The organism is Luteipulveratus halotolerans, assembly GCF_001247745.1.
GTDB lineage: Bacteria > Actinomycetota > Actinomycetes > Actinomycetales > Dermatophilaceae > Luteipulveratus > Luteipulveratus halotolerans.
This window is the reverse complement of sequence record NZ_LAIR01000002.1, coordinates 603,287-624,697: the sequence shown is the minus strand read 5'-3', so window position 1 is coordinate 624,697 and position 21,411 is coordinate 603,287. Positions and strand designations below refer to the sequence as shown.

Annotated in this window: 32 protein-coding genes; 2 read left to right on the top strand and 30 right to left on the bottom strand. The window is 68.1% G+C overall.

What is annotated here, in order from left to right; translation table 11 throughout:
* Positions 1-25: 25 nt before the first annotated feature.
* On the bottom strand, positions 26-1,711 hold the full coding sequence (locus tag VV01_RS03540; protein ID WP_050668681.1) for an ABC-F family ATP-binding cassette domain-containing protein: 1,686 nt from the start codon (positions 1,709-1,711) through the stop codon (positions 26-28).
* 44 nt (positions 1,712-1,755) lie between these two features.
* Positions 1,756-3,126, bottom strand: coding sequence for a WS/DGAT/MGAT family O-acyltransferase (locus tag VV01_RS03535; protein WP_157508724.1), 1,371 nt, complete (start codon positions 3,124-3,126; stop codon positions 1,756-1,758).
* Between the two features lie 111 nt (positions 3,127-3,237).
* Between VV01_RS03535 and VV01_RS03530 the strand changes: the two genes are divergently transcribed.
* Positions 3,238-4,221 (top strand): alpha/beta hydrolase, encoded by a 984-nt coding sequence (locus VV01_RS03530; RefSeq protein WP_050668680.1) that lies wholly within the window; start codon positions 3,238-3,240, stop codon positions 4,219-4,221.
* Positions 4,222-4,227: 6 nt separating this feature from the next.
* On the opposite strand, the gene truA is transcribed toward VV01_RS03530, so the two are convergent.
* Complete coding sequence (gene truA / locus VV01_RS03525; RefSeq protein ID WP_050668679.1) at positions 4,228-5,070, bottom strand: tRNA pseudouridine(38-40) synthase TruA; 843 nt, start codon at positions 5,068-5,070, stop codon at positions 4,228-4,230.
* Positions 5,071-5,191: 121 nt separating this feature from the next.
* Here truA and VV01_RS03520 point away from each other — a divergent pair, with 121 nt between their 5' ends.
* Positions 5,192-6,361, top strand: a complete 1,170-nt coding sequence (locus VV01_RS03520) for an MFS transporter (RefSeq protein WP_050668678.1) — start codon at positions 5,192-5,194, stop codon at positions 6,359-6,361.
* A 51-nt stretch (positions 6,362-6,412) separates the two neighbouring features.
* On the opposite strand, the gene rplQ is transcribed toward VV01_RS03520, so the two are convergent.
* The 27 genes from rplQ to rplB form a co-directional block, all read right to left on the bottom strand.
* On the bottom strand, positions 6,413-7,168 hold the full coding sequence (rplQ, locus tag VV01_RS03515) for a 50S ribosomal protein L17, sunset domain variant (protein ID WP_050668677.1): 756 nt from the start codon (positions 7,166-7,168) through the stop codon (positions 6,413-6,415).
* Positions 7,169-7,227: 59 nt separating this feature from the next.
* The gene (locus VV01_RS03510; RefSeq protein ID WP_050668676.1) at positions 7,228-8,268 is read right to left on the bottom strand and encodes a DNA-directed RNA polymerase subunit alpha; all 1,041 of its coding nucleotides are present in this window, start codon (positions 8,266-8,268) and stop codon (positions 7,228-7,230) included.
* A gap of 159 nt (positions 8,269-8,427) precedes the next feature.
* Positions 8,428-9,036 (bottom strand): 30S ribosomal protein S4, encoded by a 609-nt coding sequence (rpsD, locus tag VV01_RS03505; protein WP_050668675.1) that lies wholly within the window; start codon positions 9,034-9,036, stop codon positions 8,428-8,430.
* A 32-nt stretch (positions 9,037-9,068) separates the two neighbouring features.
* On the bottom strand, positions 9,069-9,476 hold the full coding sequence (rpsK, locus tag VV01_RS03500) for a 30S ribosomal protein S11 (protein WP_050668674.1): 408 nt from the start codon (positions 9,474-9,476) through the stop codon (positions 9,069-9,071).
* 99 nt (positions 9,477-9,575) lie between these two features.
* The gene (gene rpsM, locus VV01_RS03495; protein ID WP_050668673.1) at positions 9,576-9,953 is read right to left on the bottom strand and encodes a 30S ribosomal protein S13; all 378 of its coding nucleotides are present in this window, start codon (positions 9,951-9,953) and stop codon (positions 9,576-9,578) included.
* A 188-nt stretch (positions 9,954-10,141) separates the two neighbouring features.
* The gene (gene rpmJ / locus VV01_RS03490) at positions 10,142-10,255 is read right to left on the bottom strand and encodes a 50S ribosomal protein L36 (protein ID WP_007928044.1); all 114 of its coding nucleotides are present in this window, start codon (positions 10,253-10,255) and stop codon (positions 10,142-10,144) included.
* Between the two features lie 59 nt (positions 10,256-10,314).
* The gene (gene infA / locus VV01_RS03485) at positions 10,315-10,536 is read right to left on the bottom strand and encodes a translation initiation factor IF-1 (RefSeq protein WP_006946284.1); all 222 of its coding nucleotides are present in this window, start codon (positions 10,534-10,536) and stop codon (positions 10,315-10,317) included.
* A 181-nt stretch (positions 10,537-10,717) separates the two neighbouring features.
* A complete protein-coding gene (gene map, locus VV01_RS03480) occupies positions 10,718-11,578 on the bottom strand; it encodes a type I methionyl aminopeptidase (RefSeq protein ID WP_050671697.1) in 861 nt (286 codons plus the stop codon).
* A 12-nt stretch (positions 11,579-11,590) separates the two neighbouring features.
* Positions 11,591-12,172: an adenylate kinase gene (locus tag VV01_RS03475; protein WP_050668672.1), complete on the bottom strand. Its 582-nt coding sequence runs from the start codon at positions 12,170-12,172 to the stop codon at positions 11,591-11,593.
* Positions 12,172-13,494, bottom strand: coding sequence for a preprotein translocase subunit SecY (gene secY / locus VV01_RS03470; protein WP_050668671.1), 1,323 nt, complete (start codon positions 13,492-13,494; stop codon positions 12,172-12,174). The genes VV01_RS03475 and secY overlap by 1 nt, the downstream gene beginning before the upstream one ends.
* A 156-nt stretch (positions 13,495-13,650) precedes the next feature.
* Positions 13,651-14,118, bottom strand: a complete 468-nt coding sequence (rplO, locus tag VV01_RS03465; RefSeq protein WP_050668670.1) for a 50S ribosomal protein L15 — start codon at positions 14,116-14,118, stop codon at positions 13,651-13,653.
* Positions 14,118-14,300 carry a 50S ribosomal protein L30 gene (rpmD, locus tag VV01_RS03460; protein ID WP_050671696.1) on the bottom strand — a complete coding sequence of 61 codons (183 nt, stop codon included), beginning with the start codon at positions 14,298-14,300 and terminating at the stop codon, positions 14,118-14,120. Before rpmD ends, rplO begins: the two co-directional genes overlap by 1 nt.
* A complete protein-coding gene (gene rpsE / locus VV01_RS03455; protein WP_050668669.1) occupies positions 14,300-14,974 on the bottom strand; it encodes a 30S ribosomal protein S5 in 675 nt (224 codons plus the stop codon). Before rpsE ends, rpmD begins: the two co-directional genes overlap by 1 nt.
* A 34-nt stretch (positions 14,975-15,008) precedes the next feature.
* Complete coding sequence (gene rplR, locus VV01_RS03450; protein ID WP_050668668.1) at positions 15,009-15,383, bottom strand: 50S ribosomal protein L18; 375 nt, start codon at positions 15,381-15,383, stop codon at positions 15,009-15,011.
* A 3-nt stretch (positions 15,384-15,386) separates the two neighbouring features.
* Positions 15,387-15,926, bottom strand: a complete 540-nt coding sequence (gene rplF / locus VV01_RS03445; RefSeq protein WP_050668667.1) for a 50S ribosomal protein L6 — start codon at positions 15,924-15,926, stop codon at positions 15,387-15,389.
* A 25-nt stretch (positions 15,927-15,951) separates the two neighbouring features.
* Entirely contained in the window at positions 15,952-16,350 is a 399-nt protein-coding gene (gene rpsH, locus VV01_RS03440; RefSeq protein ID WP_050668666.1) for a 30S ribosomal protein S8, read from the bottom strand.
* Positions 16,351-16,427: 77 nt separating this feature from the next.
* Positions 16,428-16,613 (bottom strand): type Z 30S ribosomal protein S14, encoded by a 186-nt coding sequence (locus VV01_RS03435; protein ID WP_050668665.1) that lies wholly within the window; start codon positions 16,611-16,613, stop codon positions 16,428-16,430.
* 2 nt (positions 16,614-16,615) lie between these two features.
* Positions 16,616-17,185, bottom strand: coding sequence for a 50S ribosomal protein L5 (gene rplE / locus VV01_RS03430; RefSeq protein WP_050668664.1), 570 nt, complete (start codon positions 17,183-17,185; stop codon positions 16,616-16,618).
* Positions 17,185-17,553 (bottom strand): 50S ribosomal protein L24, encoded by a 369-nt coding sequence (rplX, locus tag VV01_RS03425; protein ID WP_050668663.1) that lies wholly within the window; start codon positions 17,551-17,553, stop codon positions 17,185-17,187. The genes rplE and rplX overlap by 1 nt, the downstream gene beginning before the upstream one ends.
* Before the next feature lie 3 nt (positions 17,554-17,556).
* Complete coding sequence (rplN, locus tag VV01_RS03420; RefSeq protein WP_050668662.1) at positions 17,557-17,925, bottom strand: 50S ribosomal protein L14; 369 nt, start codon at positions 17,923-17,925, stop codon at positions 17,557-17,559.
* A 116-nt stretch (positions 17,926-18,041) separates the two neighbouring features.
* Positions 18,042-18,344: a 30S ribosomal protein S17 gene (gene rpsQ / locus VV01_RS03415; protein WP_050668661.1), complete on the bottom strand. Its 303-nt coding sequence runs from the start codon at positions 18,342-18,344 to the stop codon at positions 18,042-18,044.
* A gap of 2 nt (positions 18,345-18,346) precedes the next feature.
* Entirely contained in the window at positions 18,347-18,595 is a 249-nt protein-coding gene (gene rpmC / locus VV01_RS03410; RefSeq protein WP_050668660.1) for a 50S ribosomal protein L29, read from the bottom strand.
* The gene (gene rplP, locus VV01_RS03405) at positions 18,595-19,014 is read right to left on the bottom strand and encodes a 50S ribosomal protein L16 (protein WP_050668659.1); all 420 of its coding nucleotides are present in this window, start codon (positions 19,012-19,014) and stop codon (positions 18,595-18,597) included. Before rplP ends, rpmC begins: the two co-directional genes overlap by 1 nt.
* Positions 19,014-19,841, bottom strand: coding sequence for a 30S ribosomal protein S3 (gene rpsC, locus VV01_RS03400; protein ID WP_050668658.1), 828 nt, complete (start codon positions 19,839-19,841; stop codon positions 19,014-19,016). Before rpsC ends, rplP begins: the two co-directional genes overlap by 1 nt.
* On the bottom strand, positions 19,841-20,206 hold the full coding sequence (gene rplV, locus VV01_RS03395) for a 50S ribosomal protein L22 (protein ID WP_050668657.1): 366 nt from the start codon (positions 20,204-20,206) through the stop codon (positions 19,841-19,843). Before rplV ends, rpsC begins: the two co-directional genes overlap by 1 nt.
* 55 nt (positions 20,207-20,261) lie before the next feature.
* Entirely contained in the window at positions 20,262-20,543 is a 282-nt protein-coding gene (rpsS, locus tag VV01_RS03390) for a 30S ribosomal protein S19 (RefSeq protein WP_022919833.1), read from the bottom strand.
* Positions 20,544-20,558: 15 nt separating this feature from the next.
* Positions 20,559-21,395, bottom strand: a complete 837-nt coding sequence (rplB, locus tag VV01_RS03385) for a 50S ribosomal protein L2 (RefSeq protein ID WP_050668656.1) — start codon at positions 21,393-21,395, stop codon at positions 20,559-20,561.
* Positions 21,396-21,411: the final 16 nt, after the last annotated feature.

Here is a 21,411-nt window from a genome sequence, read left to right as displayed (position 1 = left end):
CACCGACCGCCCTCGCGGTACCGCTTCAGCGCTGACGGGCGACGCGGCCCTCGTCCCAGCCCGGCTCGGCCGACTCGTAGACCGTGCCGTCGGCGCCGAACACCAGGAAGCGGTCGAAACCGCGGGCGAACCACCGGTCGTGCGTCACCGCGATCACCGTGCCGTCGAAGGCCTCCAGCCCCTCCTCCAGCGCCTCCGCCGAGTGCAGGTCGAGGTTGTCGGTGGGCTCGTCCAGCAGGAGCATCGTGGCTCCGCTCAGCTCGAGCAGCAGGATCTGGAAGCGCGCCTGCTGTCCGCCCGACAACGAGCCGAACGTCTGCTCCGAAGCCCGCGCGAGCTCGTACCGGTCGAGGGCCCGCGCCGCCTGCTCGCGCCCCATGCCCGCGCGGTGCTCGTCGCCCCGGTGCAGGATCTCCAGCAGCGTGCGGCCGACCAGCGACGGGTGCTGATGGGTCTGCGCGAACCAGCCCGGTCGTACGCGCGAGCCGAGGCGCGCAATCCCTTGGTGCACAACGGGATCCGGCTGCACGTCTCCCACGGGCCGGTGCTCCGCCTCGGGGTCGGAACCACCTGCGGCGAGCAGCCGCAGGAAGTGGCTCTTGCCCGACCCGTTGGAACCGAGCACGGCCACCCGCTCGCCGTACCAGACCTCCAGGTCGAACGGCTTCATCAGGCCGGACAGCTCAAGTCGTTCGGCGATGACCGCGCGCTTGGCCGTACGACCGCCCTTGAGTCGCATCGTGACGTTCTGCTCCTGCGGGGTGACCTCCGGCGGTCCGGCCTCCTCGAACTTCGCGAGACGCGTCTTGGCCGCCTGGTAGCGCGAGGCGAGCCCGTCGTTGAACGCGGACTTGGTCTTGTACATCAGCACGAGAGCCTTGAGCTTGGCGTGCTCCTCGTCCCAGCGCCGGCGCATCTCCTCGAGCCGGGCGTTGCGGTCGGCGCGTGCCTGGTGATAGCTCGAGAACCGCCCGGGGTGCACCCACGCGATGCTCCCGGCAGCCGTCGGCTCCAAGGTCGCCACCCGGGTCGCCGCCTGGTCGAGCAGCTCACGGTCGTGGCTGACGAGCAGCACGGTCTTGGGCGAGGTCTGCAGCTGCTGCTCCAGCCAGCGCTTGGTCGGCACGTCGAGGTAGTTGTCCGGCTCGTCCAGCAGCAGCACCTCCTCGGGGCCACGCAGCAGGGCCTCCAGCACGAGTCGCTTCTGCTCACCGCCCGACAGCGTGTTGACGTCGCGCCACTGGGCCTTGTCGTACGGCATGCCGATCGCGGCCGTCGTACAGACGTCCCAGAGGGTCTCCCACTCGTAGCCGTCGACGTCGGCCCAGTCAGCGAGGGCCTGCGCGTACGCCATCTGTGCGGGTTCGTCGTCGCGCTCCATGATCGCGACCTCGGACTCGTCGACCGCCGTGGCGGCGTCGCGGATCGGCTTTGGGGCGACGCTCACCAGCAGATCGCGCACGGTGTAGGGCTCGTCGCGCAGCTTGCCGACGAACTGCGACATGACACCCAGGCCGCCGCTGCGGGTGATGGCGCCGTCGTGTGCGTCGATCTCGCCGGCGATGATGCGCAGCAGGGTCGTCTTGCCGGTGCCGTTGGGGCCGACGAGAGCGACCTTGGCCCCCTCGCCCACCCGGAGGCTGACGTCACCGAGGAGCGGCCTGCCGTCCGGCAGGAAGTAGCTGATGCTGTTGACGTCGACGTGACCCACAACGGAGCAGTCTGACCCACCCGCGCCGTGAAGTCACACCGATTTCAGACGGCGGCCTCGAGCTCGGCCAGCGAGTCCTCCATGTGGTGGATCATCCGCTGCACGTGCGGTGCGCTGCGACGGCAGGCCGTGATGCCGAAGTCGACCTGGTCGTCGTACGTCACGAGGGTGATGTTCATGGCCATGCCGTCGATCGGGATCGACGCCGGGTAGGTGCCCTCGAGGTGAGCGCCGTTGAAGTACATCTGCTTCTTCGGGCCGGGCACGTTGGAGATGATCACGTTGAACGGCGGGCCCGAGACGTTGAGGTAGCCCGGCATCGGCGCGAGACCCAGACCGGCGACGTTGAGACCCGACATGAGCAGGATCTGCAGGGGGCTGAGCTCGCGCATCGAGGTCTTGGCCGCCATCGCCGACCGGTGGATCGCCTCGAGCCGCTTCACCGGGTCGATCACGTCGGTGGCGAGCGAGGTGATGATCGCCCCGATGTTGTTGCCGCCGACCTCGGTGAGGTCCTCGCGCAGGTTGACCGGGCACATCGCGGTGAGGGACTTCTCGGGCAGCTCGCCGAGCTCGCTGAGGTAGGCCCGCAGACCACCCGCGCAGACGGCCAGGACGACGTCGTTGAACGACACGTCGGCAGCCTTGGAGATGGTGCGGAAACGGTCCATCTCCCAGGTCTGCGCTACGAACCGGCGCGACCCGCCGATGCGACCGTTGAGGATCGTGCGCGGGGCGTCGAACATCGTGGCGAAGTCCGGGTCGCGCAAGGCCTTCCAGCCGACCTGCAGGGCACGCGGGCCCATTGTCGCCAGCTCGCCGATGAGGTCGCGGCTGCCGCGGGCCAGGCTCGAGGGCGACAGCAGCCCGCTGGCCGGGACGGTGTCCTCCAGCCGCTGCGCCTCGGGTGCGGCGTACGGCGGAAGGCAGTCGCGCGCGTCCGGGTCGGGGCTGCACGCGCGCTGCATGAGCTGCAAGGCCGAGACCCCGTCGACCAGCGCGTGGTGCACCTTGCTGAAGACCGCGATGCGCCCGTCCTCCAGGCCCTCGACGACGTGCGCCTCCCACAGCGGGCGGTAGCGGTCGAGCAGCGAGCCCTGCCAGCGCGAGGTCAGCTCGAACAGCTCACGCAGGCGACCGGGCCCGGGGACGGCCGACCGGCGTACGTGGTGGTCGAGGTCGATGTCGTTGTCCTCGCGCCAGAACACACTGCCGACCGTGTTGATCGGGAGCGCCGGACGCATCCGGAACCGCGAGTTGATCTGCGACGGCTCAGGACGCAGCGCTCCGACCATCTCCTCGCGCACCCAGTCGGGGCCGGCGCCCTCGGGCGGGGTGAACAGCTGGAGGCCACCGATGTGCATCGGATGCTCGCGCGACTCCACGAGCAGGAACATCGAGTCGATGGGTCCCATGAGCGCCACGATGCGCACCTCCCGGTTTCCCGCGCTACTGGCGGGTAGACGTATGGTTGACTGCCTGATTGTGACCTGGACCACAATGCCACGGACCGAGAGGAGGCACACGTGCCGAAGGCGCCGATGACAGCCGTACGCACCAGCCGCCCCTCACCGAGCAAGCGGTCCCAGCTCCTGGCAGCTGGGCTGCGCCACACCGTCAAGCCCACGCTCGTCGCATGGAGCTTTGTCCCGTCAGTGATCTGGCCTTCCCGCATCCTGGACCGCGCTGCCGAGTACCTCCCCCCACCGGGCGGTACGACGATCGACCGCGTCCGGCTCGCGTCCTGCGGTGCCGAGTGGGTCCACGGTCCGGGCGTCGACGGCGATGAGGACCGCGCGATCCTCTACCTGCACGGCGGGGCCCTCGTCACCTGCAGCCTGGCCACGCACCGACGTCTCGTGTCGTACGTGTCGCACGCGGCCGGTGCTCCGGCGCTCAACGTCGACTTCCGGATGATGCCGGCCGTCACCATCGAGCACATGGTCGCCGACTGCCTCGCGGGCTACCGGTGGCTGCTCGACCGGGGTTACTCCCCCGAGCGCATCACGCTGGTCGGCGACTCGGCGGGCGGGTTCCTGGCGTTCCTCACCGCCATGGCCATCCGCGACGAGGGCCTTCCGCTGCCGGCCGGCATCGCGTGCATGTCGCCGTTGCTCGACCTCGGCGTCGAACGCAAGGAGGCCAGCCCCTACTCCGACCGGTGCGACGTGTTCACGGTGCGCGCATGCCGTGGGCTGCAGCGCTTCACGGCCTCAGTCGACGAGCGGCACGAGGTGGTCGGCGAGCGCGTCTCCCCGATCGACGCCGACCTCACCGGCCTGCCGCCGGTGCTCATCCAGATCGGCTCGCGCGAGATCCTGCGCCCCGAGTGCGAGGAGATGGTCGACCGGCTCGCCGCTGCGGGCGTCGGCGCCGAGCTGCAGGTCTGGAAGGGTCAGGTGCACGTCTTCCAGGCCGCCGGGTGCTGGGTTCCCGAAGGACGTGACGCCGTCCGCGAGCTCGGCGCGTTCGTCCGCGACGCAGTCACGCCCCACGCCGTCGCGGGTTGACGGCGGTCACTCCTGGCCGTCGAGGGTGCGTACGGCACGCGCCTCGGCAGCCCGCTCGGCCAGCCGGTCGTCGTCCGGGTAGGTCACCTCTTCCAGCGACAGCCCCTGCGGCGGCATGACCGCCACCTCCGGGTCGCGCGTCCGGCCGGCGAGAACCGTTGCAGGCCAGTCGATCTCGCGCTTGCCCTCCCCCACGGGCACCACCGATCCGACGAGTGCGCGCACCATCGAGTGGCAGAACGCGTCGGCGACCACCGTGGCCTCGAGCACGCCGTCGGCGCCGCGCGACCAGGAGTACTCGATGAGCGTACGCACCGTCGTCGCGCCCTCACGTCGCTTGCAGAAGGCCGCGAAGTCGTGCAGCCCGACCAGCCGCCCGGCCGCGGCGTCCATCGCGGTGACGTCCAGCGGCCGCCGGTGCACGGCGGTGTCGCGACGGCGCAACGGGTCCAGGCTCGCGAGGTCGTCGCTCAGCCGGTAGCGGTAGCGGCGTTGCGTCGCCGAGAAGCGCGCGTCGAAACCCTCCGCGGCTTCGCGCACCCGGCGTACGACGACGTCGCCGGGCAGCACACCGTTGAGCCGGGTGACGGCGGCCGCCTCGGGCGTACGGTCGCTGCGACCCGGCAGGCGCGCGTAGGCCTCGTCGTCGACATCGGCATGGCACACCGCGCCGCGGGCGTGCACCCCGGCGTCGGTGCGGCCGGCCACGGTGAGGCGCACGGGCTCGGGCGCGCGCAGCACCGTCGTCAGAGCAGCTGACAGCTCGCTCTCGACCGTCCGGCGTCCGGGTTGGGCCGCCCAGCCCGAGAAGTCGGTGCCGTCGTAGGCGAAGTCGATCCGCAGGCGCACGGGTCAGGCCTCGGCGAGCACGAGCGTGACGTCGATGTCGGTGAAGGTCGTCTCTGCGCGGGCCACGACAGGTGAGCGTAACTGAGCCACGGAAGTTGGTCGCCTGTGCAAGAGTGCGCGGGTGACCGTCACCGCAGTGCGTTCGTGGACTCCGCAGCGGCGGGCCGTCGCCCTCGCCTTCCTGTCACAGGGTCTGGTGTTCATCAGCCTCACGACGCGCCTGCCGCGCATCCAGGACGACTTCGACCTGTCGTCGGTCCAGACGTCCGCGCTGCTGCTCGTCGTCGTCCTCGCGGCCGGAGCGGGCTCGGTGCTGTCCGAGGCCGTGGCTCGGCGCCGCGGCAGCGGGCTCACCCTGCGCTCGGGCCTGGTCGGCACCGCTCTGGCGCTGCTCGTCATCGGGCCGGCGCCCAACGTGCCCGTCCTCGTCGTCGGACTCGCGGTCTACGGAGTCGCGCTCGGCATGGTCGACGCCACGAGCAACATGCAGGCCGTTGCCCTCGAGCACCGCGAGCGTCACGCGATCCTGCCGTCGTTCCACGCGGCCTGGACGCTCGGCGGCATCGGCGGCACGCTGCTGACCCTGGCCACGCCGGACATCTCGCTCGGCGTCGGCGCGCTCGTCCTGGCGCTGCTACCCCTGGGTGTCAGCACTCGCCCGTTCCTCGGGCACGAACGCGGCGAGGCCCTCACGGCCGCCGAGGCGGTCGCGGTGCCCTGGCGCCGCATCCTGCTGGTAGGCGCTGCGATCGTGCTGTTCTACATGGTCGACACCGCGTCGACGACCTGGGGCTCGATCTACTTCGACGACGTGCTCGACTCGCCCTCGCGACTCGTCGCGCTCGCGACGCTGCCCTATCTGGTCGCCTCGCTCATCGCCCGCACCCTCGGCGACGGCCTCACCGACCGCTACGGCGCCGCGCCACTGCTGCGCGGCGGAGCCGTGGTGTCCGCCGCCGGACTCGCCGTCGTGGTGCTCGCGCCCTCCTGGCCCGTCGGCATCGTCGGGTTCTTCGTGCTCGGCCTCGGGGTCGCCGTCATCGCACCCTTGAGCTTCTCGGCCGCCGCAGCCATCGCCCGTGAGGACGCCGGCGAGGACCCCGAGCTGCTGCGCGCACGGGTCGACTCGGTGATCGCCCGCTTCAACCAGTTCAACTACGTCGGCGGTCTGCTCGGCGCGGTGATGACCGGGGTGTTCGGCGCGAGCACCCTGCGTGCCGGTTTTGCGGTGCCGATGGTGCTGATCCTCGGCATCCTCCCCCTGGCGTCCGCCTTCGCCGCCGAACGCTGACGGCCCCTGCACCGTGAGGTGCAGGGGCCGTCGTACGGCACGAGGTGCCCGTCAGGCGTCGACCTGCTGGGCGGCCTCGCCGCCGGCGGGCTCGAAGCCCGCAGCAGCAGCGGCCTCAGCGGTCGTGAACCAGACCTCGGCCTCGGTCGCGTCGTACCAGCGCGAACCCGCGACGTGGTACTTCATCGAGTCCTTGTTGCCCTTGACGGTGAAGCCCTCAGGGGCCGAGCCGTCCGCGAGCGGAGCCGCGGAGTCGGCACCGAAGCCACCGTCAGCGGCCTCGTTCTTGGCGGCGTCCGCGGCGGCGGCGTCGTCCACGGGGACCTCGACGGCCTCAGCGGTCTCGGCGTCGACCAGCGGAGCGGCCTCAGCAGCCTCGGCGTCCTTGGCGGACTTCTTGGCAGCACCCTCGGCCTCGGCGACCACGGCGCGCCTCGGCTTGGCGTTGACGGGCTCGCGGACGAGCTCGATCACGGCCATGGGCGCGTTGTCGCCCTTGCGCGCAGCGATCTTGGTGATGCGGGTGTAGCCGCCCTGGCGCTCGGCCATGTCGGGCGCGATCTCAGTGAAGAGACGGTGCACGACGCCCTTGTCGCGCACGACCGTGAGGACGCGACGACGGGCGTGCAGGTCACCGCGCTTGGCGAACGTCACCAGACGCTCGGCCAGCGGACGCAGGCGCTTGGCCTTGGCCTCGGTGGTGGTGATGCGGTCGTGCTCGAACAGCGCCGTGGCCAGGTTGGCCAGGATGAGCCGCTCGTGCGCGGGACCGCCGCCGAGGCGGGGGCCCTTGGTGGGGGTAGGCATGGTTTCTCCTTGGTTCCAAACGGCTGACGACTACGTCGCCGGCCGAATCACAAAGCGGCTCAGTACTGCTCGTCCTCGGCGAAGCTGGTGTCGTCAGCCTCACCGGTGGTGGACACGTCATCGTCCTCGTAGCGGTCGGCGATGGCGCTCGCGTCGAACCCGGGCGGGCTGTCCTTGAGCTGCAGACCCATCTCGCGCAGCTTGTCCTTGACCTCGTCGATCGACTTCGCACCGAAGTTGCGGATGTCGAGCAGGTCGGCCTCGCTGCGGCCCACGAGCTCACCCACGGTGTGGATGCCCTCGCGCTTGAGGCAGTTGTACGACCGCACCGTGAGGTCCAGGTCCTCGATCGGCAGCGCCAGGTCGGCGGCCAGCGCGGCGTCGGTCGGCGACGGGCCCATGTCGATGCCCTCGGCCTCGACGTTGAGCTCGCGGGCCAGACCGAACAGCTCGACCAGGGTCTTGCCGGCCGAGGCCATCGCGTCACGGGGCGCCATCGAGTTCTTGGTCTCGACGTCGACGATCAGCTTGTCGAAGTCGGTGCGCTGCTCGACTCGGGTGGCCTCGACCTTGTAGGTGACGGCCAGGACGGGCGAGTAGATCGAGTCGACCGGGATGCGGCCGATCTCGTTGTCGGCCGACTTGTTCTGCTGCGCCGAGACGTAGCCGCGACCGCGCTCGACGGTCAGCTCCATCTCGATCTTGCCCTTGTCGTTGAGGGTCGCGATGTGCAGGTCGGGGTTGTGCACCTCGACACCGGCCGGCGGCGCGATGTCGGCGGCGGTGACCGCACCCGGGCCCTGCTTGCGCAGGTACATCACCACGGGCTCGTCGTGCTCGGAGGAGACGACCAGACCCTTGATGTTGAGGATGATCTCGGTGACGTCCTCCTTGACCCCGGGGATCGTGGAGAACTCGTGCTGCACACCGTCGATGCGGATGCTCGTGACCGAGGCGCCCGGGATCGAGGAGAGCAGCGTGCGACGCAGGGAGTTGCCGAGGGTGTAGCCGAAGCCCGGCTCGAGGGGCTCGATGACGAACCGCGAGCGGCTGTCGGAGACCACGTCCTCGGACAGGGTGGGGCGCTGTGCGATGAGCACTGGTGTTTTCCTTCCCACTCAGGCGACCGCTATATGACGCCTGGTGTGCGCGGGTCGCAAACCCGCTGCAGCGACTGACTCTGTCCTCAGTCGCCGCCTGTACGCCGCTCGGCGGGCTTCACGAAGAAGCCCGCCGACGGCGTACGGGTCAGACCTGGATCAGTTCTTGGAGTAGAGCTCGACGATCAGCTGCTCGGTGAGCTGGCTGTCGATCTGCTCGCGCGTCGGCACGGAGTGCACGAGCACCTGGAGGGTGCCCTCGACGACGTGCAGCCACGCCGGGATCGGACGCTCGCCGAAGGTCTCACGGGCGAGCTGGATCGGGAACGCCTCGCGCGACTTCTCGCGGACGGTGATGATGTCGTACTGCTCGACGCGGTAGGACGGGACGTCGACGCGCTTGCCGTTGACCTCGAAGTGACCGTGGCTGACCAGCTGGCGAGCCGCACGACGGGTGCGGGCCAGGCCGGCGCGGTAGATCACGTTGTCCAGGCGCGTCTCGAGGATGACGAGCAGGTTGCTACCGGTCTTGCCGGGGCGGCGGGCCGCCTCCTTGTAGTAGCGGACGAACTGCTTCTCCATGACGCCGTAGGTGAAGCGAGCCTTCTGCTTCTCCTGCAGCTGCGTCAGGTACTCCTTCTCCTGAATGCGACCGCGGCCGTGCTGGCCGGGCGGGAAGGGGCGCATCTCGAAGTTCTTGTCACCGCCGACGAGGTCGGTCTTCAGGCGACGCGACTTCTTGGTGATGGGGCCGGTGTAACGGGCCATAGTTCAAAGTCTCCTTGAAATCCGTCGCGAGATCAGACGCGGCGACGCTTGGGCTGGCGGACGCCGTTGTGGGGCGTGGGGGTGACGTCGCTGATCGCGCCGACCTCGAGGCCGGTGGCGGTGAGCGAACGGATCGCGGTCTCGCGACCGGAGCCCGGGCCCTTGACGAAGACGTCGACCTTGCGCATGCCGTGCTCCATGGCACGACGCGCGGCAGCCTCAGCGGCCATCTGCGCGGCGAACGGGGTGGACTTGCGCGAGCCCTTGAAGCCGACCTGGCCGGCCGAGGCCCACGAGATCACCGCACCGGTCGGGTCGGTGATGGAAACGATGGTGTTGTTGAACGTGCTCTTGATGTGGGCCTGGCCCGCAGCAACGTTCTTCTTCTCCTTGCGGCGCACCTTCTTGGCGCCCGCAGCCGCACGGCTCTTGGGAGGCATGTGCTGGTTACTCCTTGATCGAAGAAAGGGGGTGGGTGGTCCGGCTCTGCCAGATCACTGCGATTGGCGTACGACGACCGAGTGGTCGTCGGAGCGGACTTACTTACCGGCCTTCTTCTTGCCGGCGACGGTGCGCTTGGGGCCCTTGCGGGTACGCGCGTTGGTCTTGGTGCGCTGACCGTGGACGGGCAGGCCACGACGGTGGCGCAGGCCCTGGTAGCTGCCGATCTCCACCTTGCGGCGGATGTCGGAGGCGATCTCACGGCGCAGGTCACCTTCGAGGCGGAAGCTGCCCTCGAGGTGGTCACGCAGCTTGACGAGATCTTCCTCGGTCAGGTCACGGACGCGGGTGTCGGGGCTGACACCGGTCGCGGCCAGCGTCTCCTGCGCGCGGGTACGACCCACGCCGAAGATGTAGGTGAGGGCGACCTCGACGCGCTTCTCGCGCGGCAGGTCGACACCGATCAGACGTGCCATGTGGCGGTTCTCCTGGAATCTCGCGGAGGTCTGGTGCAGTACCTGTCCCGTTGGCCGACCGGAGTGGTCGCGGGTCCCCGGCCTCCGCGCCGGGGGTGACGTCCTGAGCTGGGCTCAGGGGCCGGGTACTGCGGTCTTGAGTTACTTGCGTCCTGGGTGGAAGACGCGATTCGTGCGGTGGAGCTGCTTCAGCCCTGGCGCTGCTTGTGGCGCAGGTTGTCGCAGATCACCATGACCCGACCGTTGCGGCGGATCACCTTGCACTTGTCGCAGATCTTCTTGACGCTCGGCTGGACCTTCATCTGCCTACTGTCTTGAAGTCGGGCCGTCCCCGGACGGGGCTCGGCGATGCGGTGTTGTCTCAGCGGTAGCGGAAGACGATGCGGCCGCGGGTCAGGTCATACGGGCTGAGCTCGACGACAACCCGGTCCTCGGGGAGGATCCGGATGTAGTGCTGACGCATCTTCCCTGAGATGTGGGCGAGCACCTTGTGACCGTTGGTCAGCTCCACCCGGAACATTGCGTTCGGGAGAGCCTCGACGATCGTGCCCTCAATCTCGATGACACCGTCCTTCTTGGCCATGTCCTCCACAATCTGCTGAGTCGGGCTCACTCCGGCTGAGTGGACCCTCGGCTCGGTCGCACGACGTGCTGGACCCCCTGGGACACACGTGAACCCCACTCGAAACCGGCGTGGCCGGCCCGGAGTTGGGTCGTGGGTGTCGCCCGGCTGTCACGAGACGCTCGTGAACCGACGCACCAGCCTACCGCGGACCCCGAGAAGTCCCCAAATCCAGGGGTGCGTAGCGGTCACCGAGGTCGGCCTCTCCCCCGTCGAGCGCGGTGAGGACCCACAGCCCGCCGTCGGTCACAGCGACGGTGTGCTCCCAGTGGCACGCGCGCGAGCCGTCGTCCGTGACGACGGTCCACTCGTCGTCGAGCTCGTGCGACTCGTGAGTGCCGAGGGTCACCATGGGCTCGATCGCCACCGTGGTGCCGACCGTGACGGTCGGGCCCTTCTCACGCACGCGCTCGTTGAACACGTGCGGGTCCTGGTGCATCTCGGTGCCGATGCCGTGGCCGGTGTAGCCGTCGACGATCGACAGCGTGCGACCCAGGTCTCGTGCCGATGCGGCGATGCTGTCCTCGACGGCCCCGCCCACGTCGTACAGACGGCTGCCCGGGACGAGGGCCCTGATGCCCTCCCACATCGAACGCCTCGTGGCGGCACTCAGGTCGAGGTCCTCCGGACGCGCCGCGGCGTCTCCGCCGACGACGACGGTGACTGCGGCATCGCCGTGCCAGCCGTCGACGATGGCTCCGCAGTCGATGGACACCAGGTCACCCTCCTGGAGCACCCGGTCGCCGGGGATCCCGTGGACGATCTCGTCGTTGACGCTGACGCAGATGGAGCCCGGAAACCCTTGATAGCCAAGGAAGCTCGGCGTCGCACCGCGCCCGCGGATCGCCGCCTCGGCGACGGTGTCGAGCTCACCGGTGGTCAGACCCTCACGCGCGGCGTCGACCAGCTCGGCCAGGGTCTCACCGACGACCAGGCCCGCTCGACGCATCGAGCGGACCTGGTCCGGAGTCTTGGCCGGCATCTTGCTGCTGCGGCCGAACATCATGTGCCCTCGTCAGCCGGCGTGCGCCGACAGTCCGTCGAGGACCTCGGTCACACGGCCGGCGACCTCGTCGACATCGCCCATGCCGTCGATCTCGACGAGCAGGCCGCGCTCCTTGTAGGTCGCCGCGAGCGGTGCGGTCTCACGGTTGTAGATGTCCTGGCGCTCGCGGATGACGTCCTCGGTGTCGTCCGCGCGACCTGAGGTCTGGGCACGCTTCAGGAGGCGCTGCACGAGCTCTTCGTCGTCGACCGTGAGTTGCAGGACGGCGTCGATGCTGTGGCCCTCGGCCGCGAGCATCTCGTCGAGCGCGGCCACCTGCGGCATCGTGCGCGGGTAGCCGTCCAGCAGGAAGCCCTCCTGCGCGTCGGCCTGCGCGAGCCGGTCCTTGACGATCTCGTTGGTGATCTCGTCGGTGACGTAGCCACCCGCGTCGAGGATGCCCTTGACCTGCAGGCCGAGAGGCGTCTCGTTCTTGATGTTGGCGCGGAAGATGTCGCCGGTGGAGATGTGCGGGATGCCGCGGGCCTCGGTCAGGCGCTGCGCCTGCGTGCCCTTTCCAGCTCCGGGAGGACCAAGGATGATCAGACGCATCAGCGGAGGAACCCTTCGTAGTGGTGCTGCTGGAGCTTGGAGTCGATCTGCTTGACCGTCTCGAGGCCGACACCCACGAGGATGATGATCGACGCTCCACCGAACGGGAAGTTCTGGTCGGCGCCCACCATCGCCAGGGCGATCAGCGGGATGAGGGCCAGGATCGACAGGTAGATCGCGCCGACGACGGTGATGCGCGTCAGCACGTAGCCGAGGTACTGGGCGGTCGCCTTGCCTGCGCGGACACCCGGGATGAAGCTGCCGGCCTGCTTGAGGTTGTCGGCCACCTCATCGGGCTGGTAGGTGATCGACACGTAGAAGAACGTGAAGAACAGGATCAGCACGGTGAACAGGAGCATGTAGAACGGGTGGTCACCCTTGGACAGGTTGTTCATGACCCACTCGACCCAGCCGGCCGGCGCCTCGCCGGGCTTGTCGGGCTGGTTGAACGTCGCGAGCAGCACCGGCAGCGACAGCAGCGAGCTGGCGAAGATCAGCGGGATCACGTTGGCCATGTTGACCTTGAGCGGGATGTACGTGCTCGTGCCGCCGTAGGAACGCCGGCCGATCATCCGCTTGGCGTACTGCACCGGGATGCGGCGCTGGGCGTTCTCGACGAAGACCACCGCGGTGATGATGACCAGGCCCATGACCAGGACGAGGAAGAACTTGCCCCAGCCCTGGTTGTGGATCGCCCACACCGAGCCGGGGACGCTCGCGGCGATCGAGGTCAGGATGAGCAGCGACATGCCGTTGCCGACGCCGCGCTCGGTGACCTGCTCACCGAGCCACATGACCAGGCCGGTGCCGGCGGTCAGGGTGAGCACCATGATGAGCAGCGTCGGGATGCTCTCGTCGTTCATGATCGTGGGGCAGGTCGCCGCCGAGCCACCCAGCAGGGTGGAGGGGTTGCGCGCCGTCGTGATCAGCGTCGAGGACTGCAGGATCGCCAGGCCGATCGTCAGATAACGCGTGTACTGCGTCATCTTGGTCTGGCCGGCCTGCCCCTCCTTCTTGAGCTGCTCGAACCGAGGGATGACCACGGTGAGCAGCTGCACGATGATGCTGGCCGTGATGTACGGCATGATCCCCAGCGCGAAGATCGACAGCTGCAGCAGCGCGCCACCGGAGAACAGGTTGGCCAGGCCGAGCAGGCTGCCCTGCGGGCCGGCGGCCTTCTGACACTGCTGGACCAGCTCGTAGCTGATGCCCGGTGTCGGGACGTGGGAGCCAAGGCGGAAGATCGCCATGATCGCCAACGTGAACAGCAGCTTCTTGCGCAGGTCCGGCGTGGTGAACGCGCGGCCGAAGGCGGTGAGCACTGATCCTCCTGCTGCCACCTCGGCGGGCGGCACGTTGCTCTGAGGGAAACTTGGATGACGATACCTGGAGCAGATACGCCCCGGACGATCGGTCCCACAAACTGGGGACCGATCACCCGGGGCGTATGTCAGCTCATCTAGCCGGAACGGACAGCGTCACTCAGCGGTGACGGAACCGCCCGCAGCCTCGATCTTCTCCTTGGCCGAGTCCGAGAACTTCGTCGCGGTCACGTTGACCTTGACGGAGATCTCGCCGGTGCCGAGCACCTTGACCGGCTGGCCCTTGCGGACCGCACCCTTGGCCACGAGAGCGTCGACGGTCACGTCGCCACCCTCGGGGAACAGGCTGGAGATCTTGTCCAGGTTGACCACCTGGTACTGGATCTTGGCCGGGTTCTTGAAGCCACGGAGCTTGGGCAGACGCATGTGCAGCGGCGTCTGACCACCCTCGAAGCTCTCCGGAACCTGGTAGCGCGCCTTCGTACCCTTGGTACCGCGACCAGCAGTCTTGCCCTTGGAGGCCTCACCGCGACCCACACGGGTCTTGGCGGTCTTGGCTCCGGGGGCCGGACGCAGGTGGTGCACCTTCAGGGCGTGCGACTTCGGCTCGTTGGTGTCAGCCATCAGTCAACCTCCTCCACCGTCACCAGGTGGGCGACGTGACGGACCATGCCACGGAACTCCGGGCGGTCCTCCTTGACGACGGTGTCGCCGATGCGCTTGAGACCGAGCGAACGCAGGGTCTCGCGGTGCTTCGGCTTGCCACCGATCTCGGAACGGATCTGGGTCACCTTGAGGTTCGCCATCACTCCCCCGTCCCCGGCTTGGACGCGGCAGCAGCGGACGCGGCCATCGCGTGCTGCATCGCAGCCGGCGCCACCTGGTCCAGCGGCAGACCGCGGCGAGCCGCGACAGCCTCCGGACGCTCGAGACCGCGCAGGGCCTCGACCGTCGCGTGAACGATGTTGATCGCGTTGTCCGAGCCGAGCGACTTGGACAGCACGTCGTGGATGCCGGCGCACTCCAGGACGGCGCGCACCGGACCACCGGCGATCACACCGGTACCGGGCGAAGCCGGACGGAGCAGGACGACGCCGGCAGCAGCCTCACCCTGGATGGGGTGCGGGATGGTGCCCTGGATGCGCGGGACGCGGAAGAAGTTCTTCTTCGCCTCCTCGACACCCTTGGCGATCGCCGCGGGCACCTCCTTGGCCTTGCCGTAGCCGACACCGACCGTGCCGTCGCCGTCACCGACGACGACCAGGGCGGTGAAGCTGAAGCGACGTCCACCCTGGACGACCTTGGCGACACGGTTGATGGTGACGACGCGCTCGACGTACTGGTTGCGGTCGTCGCCGCCGCGACGGTTGTCGCGGCCACCATCACGCCCGCCGCGGCCACCGCGACGGTCGTTGCTGTTGCTGTTGTCGTTGCCTCCGCTGGTCGAACCAGCGGCGCCTCGACGCTGGGGTCCAGCCATCAGAAGTTCCTCTTCTCAGCGGTGTTGTTGGACATCACAGGGTCAGCCCGCCCTCACGGGCGCCGTCCGCGATCGCGGCGACGCGACCGGCGTACCGGTTGCCACCACGATCAAAAACGACGGAGACGACTCCGTTTGCCTTGGCGCGCTCGGCGAGCAGCTCGCCGACACGCTTGGCCTTGGCGGTCTTGTCGCCCTCGAAGGAGCGCAGGTCGGCCTCCATGGTCGACGCCGACGCCAGGGTCTTGCCCACGGTGTCGTCGACGACCTGCACGAACACGTGGCGGCTCGAGCGCGAGACGACCAGACGCGGACGCGCCGTGGTGCCGCTGATGCGCTTGCGCACCCGCAGGTGACGGCGACCGCGCGCAGCCGACTTCGTCGTAGAACGCTTGACGATCTTTGCCATGGCCTACTTACCAGCCTTTCCGACCTTGCGGCGGATGTGCTCGCCTTCGTAGCGGACACCCTTCGCCTTGTACGGGTCGGGCTTGCGCAGCTTGCGGATGTTGGCCGAGACCTCGCCGACGAGCTGCTTGTCGATACCCGAGACGGAGAACCGGGTGGGGTTCTCCACCGCGAACTGGATGCCCTCAGGGGCCTTGACCAGGATCGGGTGGCTGTAACCGAGGGCGAACTCCAGGTCCGAGCCCTTGGCGGTCACGCGGTAACCCGTACCGTGGATCTCCAGCTTCTTGGTGTAGCCCTCGGTGACACCGACGACCATGTTGTTGATGAGGCTGCGGGTCAGGCCGTGCAGGGCACGCGACTCGCGCTCGTCGTTGGGGCGGGACACCTCGACCGCGCCGTCGTCGCCCTTGGCAACGGTGATCGGCTCGGCGACGGTGATCGCCAGCTGGCCCTTGGGGCCCTTGACGGCAACGTCATTGCCGTTGATGGTCACATCGACGCCCGAGGGCACCTGGACCGGAAGACGTCCAATACGAGACATCGTCGAATCTCCTCCTAGTCCCTGGTCACCAGACGTAGGCGAGGACTTCCCCGCCTACACCCTTGGCGGCAGCCTGCTTGTCAGTCAGGAGGCCGGACGACGTGGACAGAATGGCCACACCGAGACCACCGAGAACCTTGGGAAGGTTGGTGGACTTGGCGTAGACGCGCAGACCCGGCTTGGACACCCGGCGAACGCCCGCGATGGAGCGCTCACGGTTGGGGCCGTACTTCAGGTCGATGGTCAGGGTCTTGCCCACCTCGGCGTCCTCGACGCGCCAGCCGGCAATGTAGCCCTCGGCCTCGAGGATCTCTGCGATGTGGGACTTCAGCTTCGAGAACGGCATGGACGTCTCGTCGTGGTGCGCCGAGTTGGCGTTCCGGACGCGGGTCAGCATGTCCGCAATCGGGTCAGTCATGGTCATGGGGCTTGTCTGCCCTTCCTCACCGTGGTTTCAGCACTGTGTGCCGACCTTCGGTGTTGGTGGTTCGAAGAGGTGGTTTACCAGCTGCTCTTGGTGACGCCGGGCAGCTCGCCCCGGTGCGCCATCTCGCGCAGGCAGATCCGGCACAGGCCGAACTTGCGGTAGACCGAGTGAGGACGGCCGCAGCGCTGGCAGCGCGTGTAGGCACGCACACCGAACTTCGGCTTCTTGTTCGCCTTGTTGACGAGCGCGGTCTTGGCCACGATCAGTTCTCCTTGAACGGGAAGCCCAGGTGCTTCAGCAGCGCCCGGCCCTCGTCGTCGTTGCTCGCGGTGGTGACGACCGTGATGTCCATACCGCGGACGCGGTCGATCTTGTCCTGGTCGATCTCGTGGAACATCGACTGCTCCGTGAGACCGAACGTGTAGTTGCCGTTGCCGTCGAACTGGTTGCCCGAGAGGCCGCGGAAGTCGCGGATACGGGGCAGTGCGATGGACGTCAGGCGGTCCAGGAACTCCCACATGCGGTCGCCGCGCAGCGTGGTGTGCGCACCGATCGGCATGCCCTCGCGCAGCTTGAACTGAGCGATCGACTTGCGGGCCTTGGTGACGGCCGGCTTCTGACCGGTGATCGCCGAGAGGTCCTTGATCGCGCCGTCGATGAGCTTGGAGTCGCGCGCAGCGTCACCCACACCCATGTTGACGACGACCTTGGTCACGGTCGGCACCTGCATGACGTTGGCGAAGGTGAACTCGCTCTGCAGGGCGGCCTTGATCTCGTCGTGGTACTTCTGCTTCAGGCGCGGGGCCTGGGCAGTCGCGGTGTTGTCGGTCATCACAGCTCCTTACCCGAGCGCACGGACTCACGAGTACGGACCTGCTTGGCCCGGCCGTCGCGCTCCACGGTCTCGACGCGGGTACGAACCCGGGTCGGCTTGTTGGTCTCGGGGTCGACGACGGCCACGTTGCTCACGTGGATCGGGGCCTCGACGACCTCGATGCCGCCACCGGACTGGCCGGGCTGACCGGCACGCACGTGCTTGGTCACACGGTTGATGCCCTCGACCAGCACACGCTGGCTCTCCGGGTACACCGCGATGACCTTGCCCTGCTTGCCCTTGTCGCCGCCCTTGTCCTGGGAGCGTCCGGTGATGACCTGGACCAGGTCGTTCTTCTTGATCTTCATCTTCGGCTTGCCTGCCATGAGTCAGAGCACCTCCGGCGCGAGCGAGATGATCTTCATGAACTTCTTGTCACGCAGCTCGCGACCCACCGGGCCGAAGATGCGGGTTCCACGGGGGTCGCCGTCGGTCTTGAGAATGACCGCGGCGTTCTCGTCGAACTTGATGTAGGAACCGTCGGGACGACGCTTCTCCTTGACGGTGCGAACGATGACGGCCTTGACCACATCGCCCTTCTTGACGTTGCCACCGGGGATCGCGTCCTTGACGGTCGCGACGATGGTGTCACCGATGCCGGCGTAGCGACGGCCCGAGCCGCCGAGCACGCGGATGCACAGGATCTCCTTGGCACCGGTGTTGTCGGCGACACGAAGTCGCGACTCCTGCTGGATCACAGTTTCACTCCTGTCGTCTCACTGGTTCTCGCCTCCGGTGAGGGATGCGAGCCTTGCGGAACGGATACGGGTCTGGGGTTCGTACGCCGGGCGCTGGGCGCCCGACGTACGAGACATCACTTGGCGCGCTCGAGGATCTCGACGATGCGCCAGCGCTTGGTGGCCGACATGGGTCGGGTCTCCATGATGAGGACGCGGTCGCCGATGCCGGCGCTGTTCTCCTCGTCGTGGGCCTTGACCTTGCTGCTGCGACGCATGACCTTGCCGTAGAGCGCGTGCTTGACGCGGTCCTCGACCTCGACCACAACGGTCTTGTCCATCTTGTCGCTCACCACGTAGCCCTGACGGGTCTTGCGGTAGTTGCGCTCCTGGACGGACTCAGCCTGCTCAGCCACTACGTTCTCCTGCTTGTCAGTCATGCTCAGACCGCCTTCTCGTCGGTCTGGGGCGCACGGCCGATGCTCAGCTCGCGCTCACGCATCTCGGTGTAGATCCGCGCGATGTCCTTGCGGACCGCACGCAGACGCGAGTTGTTCTCCAGCTGGCCGGTGGCCGACTGGAACCGCAGGTTGAACAGCTCCTGCTTGGACTGGGTCAGCTTCTCGGCGAGAGCGGAGTCGTCCAGGCCGCGCAGCTGCTCCGGCATCAGGTCCTTGGAACCGATAGCCATCAGAAGTCACCACCCTCACGCGCGACGAAGCGGCACTTCATCGGCAGCTTGTGCATCGCCAGGCGCATGGCCTCGCGAGCAACATCCTCGGAAACACCGGACAGCTCGAACATGACCCGACCCGGCTTGACGTTGGCGACCCACCACTCGGGGGAACCCTTACCGGAACCCATGCGGGTCTCGGCCGGCTTCTTGGTGAGCGGACGGTCCGGGTAGATGTTGATCCAGACCTTTCCGCCACGCTTCATGTAGCGGGTCATCGCGATACGAGCGGACTCGATCTGACGGTTGGTGACGTACGCGGGCTCGAGGGCCTGCAGACCGTAGTCACCGAACGCGATCGTGGTGCCGCCCTTGGCAGCGCCGCCCCGCTTGGGGTGGTGCTGCTTGCGGTGCTTCACACGACGGGGAATCAACATCAGGACTCAGCTCCCTGCTCGGTCGCCGGGGCAGCGGCCTCGGCCGCGGGCGCCTCGGTGGCCGGAGTCTCGTTCTGCGGCGCAGCGTCACGGCGGCCACCACGGGCGCCGCCACCACCGCGACGGTCGTCACGACGACCGCGGGCCGGACGGGACGGCGCAGCGGCCTGCTCGCGGGCGAGCTCCTTGGCGGTCAGGTCGCCCTTGTAGATCCAGACCTTCACACCGATGCGGCCGAACGTCGTCTTGGCCTCGTAGAAGCCGTAGTCGATGTTGGCGCGCAGGGTGTGCAGCGGCACACGACCCTCGCGGTAGAACTCGGTGCGGCTCATCTCGGCGCCACCGAGGCGGCCCGAGACCTGCACGCGGATGCCCTTGACGCCGGCGCGCGTGGCGGACTGCATGCCCTTGCGCATCGCACGACGGAAGGACACACGAGCAGCGAGCTGCTCGGCGATGCCCTGGGCGACCAGCTGAGCGTCGGCCTCGGGGTTCTTGACCTCGAGGATGTTCAGCTGAACCTGCTTGCCGGTGAGCTTCTCGAGCGCACCACGCAGGCGGTCGGCCTCGGCGCCGCGGCGACCGATGACGATGCCCGGACGGGCGGTGTGGATGTCGACGCGGACCCGGTCACGGGTGCGCTCGATCTCGACACGGCTGATGCCGGCGCGCTCCATGCCCGTGGACATGAGGCGGCGGATCGCCACGTCTTCCTTGACGTAGTCGCGGTAGCGCTGACCCTGCTTGTTGCTGTCAGCGAACCAACGGCTCTTGTGCTCGGTGGTGATACCGAGGCGGAAGCCGTTCGGGTTGACCTTCTGACCCATTAGTTCTGGCCTCCCTTGGTGCTCGGTGCCACGTGCACGGTGATGTGGCTCGTACGCTTGAGGATTCGGCTCGCACGGCCCTGCGCCCGGGGGCGGAACCGCTTCATCGTCGGACCCTCGTCGACATAGGCGGCGCTCACGACGAGCTCACGCTCGTCGAAAGGCTGCGACGCCTGGTCGGCTGCGTAACGCGCGTTGGCAATGGCGCTCTCGAGCACCTTGCGGATCGGCTCGCTCGCACCCTGCGGCGCGAACTGCAGCACGGCGACGGCCTCCGAGGCCTGCTTGCCACGGATCAGGTCCACGACGCGGCGGGCCTTCTGCGGCGTCACGCGGACGAACCGCGCCTGCGCCTTGGCTTCCATCGCTGTCCCTTTGCTGTCAATCGTCTTCTCTGCCATGGGTATTCACTCCACCGCGTCAGCGGCGGCGACCCTTCTTGTCGTCCTTCTCGTGACCCTTGAAGGTCCGAGTGGGGGCGAACTCACCGAGCTTGTGGCCGACCATGGACTCGGTCACGAAGACCGGCACATGCTTGCGGCCGTCGTGCACGGCCAGGGTGTGGCCGAGCATGTCCGGGCTGATCATGGACCGGCGCGACCACGTCTTGATGACGTTCTTGGTGCCGGCTTCGTTCTGGGCGTCCACCTTCTTGGCGAGGTGGTCGTCGATGAACGGACCCTTCTTCAGGCTACGAGGCATTTCCAAAGGCTCCTATCAGCGCTTCTTGCCAGTACGACGGCGACGGACGATGAGCTTGTCGCTCTCCTTGTTGGGGCGGCGGGTACGGCCCTCGGCCTGACCCCACGGGCTGACCGGGTGGCGACCACCGGAGGTCTTGCCCTCACCACCACCGTGCGGGTGGTCGACCGGGTTCATCGCGACACCGCGGACGGTCGGGCGCTTGCCCTTCCAGCGCATACGGCCGGCCTTACCCCAGTTGATGTTGCTCTGCTCGGCGTTGCCGACCTCGCCGATCGTCGCGCGGCAGCGCGCGTCGACGTTGCGGATCTCACCGGAGGGCATACGCAGCTGGGCGTAGGGGCCGTCCTTGGCGACGAGCTGCACGCGCACACCGGCCGAGCGGGCGATCTTCGCACCGCCGCCGGGCCGCAGCTCGACGCAGTGGACGACCGTACCGGTCGGGATGTTGCGCAGCGGCAGGTTGTTGCCGGGCTTGATGTCCGCCCCGGGACCGTTCTCGATCGGGTCGCCCTGCTTCAGCAGACGCGGCGCGATGATGTAGCGCTTCTCGCCGTCGGCGTAGTGCAGCAGCGCGATCCGCGCGGTGCGGTTGGGGTCGTACTCGATGTGCGCGACCTTGGCGGGGATCCCGTCCTTGTCGGCACGACGGAAGTCGATCACGCGGTAGGCACGCTTGTGGCCACCACCGATGTGGCGGGTGGTGATGCGACCCGACGCGTTGCGACCGCCCGACTTGGTCAGCGGGCGAACCAGCGACTTCTCGGGCGTGCTGCGGGTGACCTCGGCGAAGTCCGCCACGCTCGAGCCGCGGCGGCCCGGCGTCGTGGGCTTGTACTTACGGATAGCCATCGTCTACGTCCTTACC

What these genes read in the sequence shown, in the direction of transcription:
- rplV (WP_050668657.1), bottom strand. Translation starts at nt 20,206, where the DNA reads ATGGAAGCCAAGGCGCAGGCGCGGTTCGTCCGCGTGACGCCGCAGAAG.
- rpmC (WP_050668660.1), bottom strand. Translation starts at nt 18,595, where the DNA reads ATGGCTATCGGTTCCAAGGACCTGATGCCGGAGCAGCTGCGCGGCCTG.
- rpsE (WP_050668669.1), bottom strand. Translation starts at nt 14,974, where the DNA reads ATGGCTGGACCCCAGCGTCGAGGCGCCGCTGGTTCGACCAGCGGAGGC.
- rpsM (WP_050668673.1), bottom strand. Translation starts at nt 9,953, where the DNA reads ATGGCACGTCTGATCGGTGTCGACCTGCCGCGCGAGAAGCGCGTCGAG.
- rpmJ (WP_007928044.1), bottom strand. Translation starts at nt 10,255, where the DNA reads ATGAAGGTCCAGCCGAGCGTCAAGAAGATCTGCGACAAGTGCAAGGTG.
- map (WP_050671697.1), bottom strand. Translation starts at nt 11,578, where the DNA reads ATGTTCGGCCGCAGCAGCAAGATGCCGGCCAAGACTCCGGACCAGGTC.
- rplP (WP_050668659.1), bottom strand. Translation starts at nt 19,014, where the DNA reads ATGTTGATTCCCCGTCGTGTGAAGCACCGCAAGCAGCACCACCCCAAG.
- VV01_RS03535 (WP_157508724.1), bottom strand. Translation starts at nt 3,126, where the DNA reads ATGGGACCCATCGACTCGATGTTCCTGCTCGTGGAGTCGCGCGAGCAT.
- rplX (WP_050668663.1), bottom strand. Translation starts at nt 17,553, where the DNA reads ATGGCAGGCAAGCCGAAGATGAAGATCAAGAAGAACGACCTGGTCCAG.
- rpmD (WP_050671696.1), bottom strand. Translation starts at nt 14,300, where the DNA reads ATGGCGAACCTCAAGGTGACCCAGATCCGTTCCGAGATCGGTGGCAAG.
- rpsK (WP_050668674.1), bottom strand. Translation starts at nt 9,476, where the DNA reads ATGCCTCCCAAGAGCCGTGCGGCTGCGGGCGCCAAGAAGGTGCGCCGC.
- rpsD (WP_050668675.1), bottom strand. Translation starts at nt 9,036, where the DNA reads ATGGCCCGTTACACCGGCCCCATCACCAAGAAGTCGCGTCGCCTGAAG.
- rpsC (WP_050668658.1), bottom strand. Translation starts at nt 19,841, where the DNA reads ATGGGTCAGAAGGTCAACCCGAACGGCTTCCGCCTCGGTATCACCACC.
- rpsH (WP_050668666.1), bottom strand. Translation starts at nt 16,350, where the DNA reads ATGACCATGACTGACCCGATTGCGGACATGCTGACCCGCGTCCGGAAC.
- rplR (WP_050668668.1), bottom strand. Translation starts at nt 15,383, where the DNA reads ATGGCAAAGATCGTCAAGCGTTCTACGACGAAGTCGGCTGCGCGCGGT.
- infA (WP_006946284.1), bottom strand. Translation starts at nt 10,536, where the DNA reads ATGGCCAAGAAGGACGGTGTCATCGAGATTGAGGGCACGATCGTCGAG.
- rpsQ (WP_050668661.1), bottom strand. Translation starts at nt 18,344, where the DNA reads ATGACTGACAAGCAGGAGAACGTAGTGGCTGAGCAGGCTGAGTCCGTC.
- rplO (WP_050668670.1), bottom strand. Translation starts at nt 14,118, where the DNA reads ATGGCTGACACCAACGAGCCGAAGTCGCACGCCCTGAAGGTGCACCAC.
- rpsS (WP_022919833.1), bottom strand. Translation starts at nt 20,543, where the DNA reads ATGCCTCGTAGCCTGAAGAAGGGTCCGTTCATCGACGACCACCTCGCC.
- rplF (WP_050668667.1), bottom strand. Translation starts at nt 15,926, where the DNA reads ATGTCTCGTATTGGACGTCTTCCGGTCCAGGTGCCCTCGGGCGTCGAT.
- VV01_RS03475 (WP_050668672.1), bottom strand. Translation starts at nt 12,172, where the DNA reads ATGCGTCTGATCATCCTTGGTCCTCCCGGAGCTGGAAAGGGCACGCAG.
- rplE (WP_050668664.1), bottom strand. Translation starts at nt 17,185, where the DNA reads ATGACCGACAACACCGCGACTGCCCAGGCCCCGCGCCTGAAGCAGAAG.
- rplQ (WP_050668677.1), bottom strand. Translation starts at nt 7,168, where the DNA reads ATGCCTACCCCCACCAAGGGCCCCCGCCTCGGCGGCGGTCCCGCGCAC.
- rplB (WP_050668656.1), bottom strand. Translation starts at nt 21,395, where the DNA reads ATGGCTATCCGTAAGTACAAGCCCACGACGCCGGGCCGCCGCGGCTCG.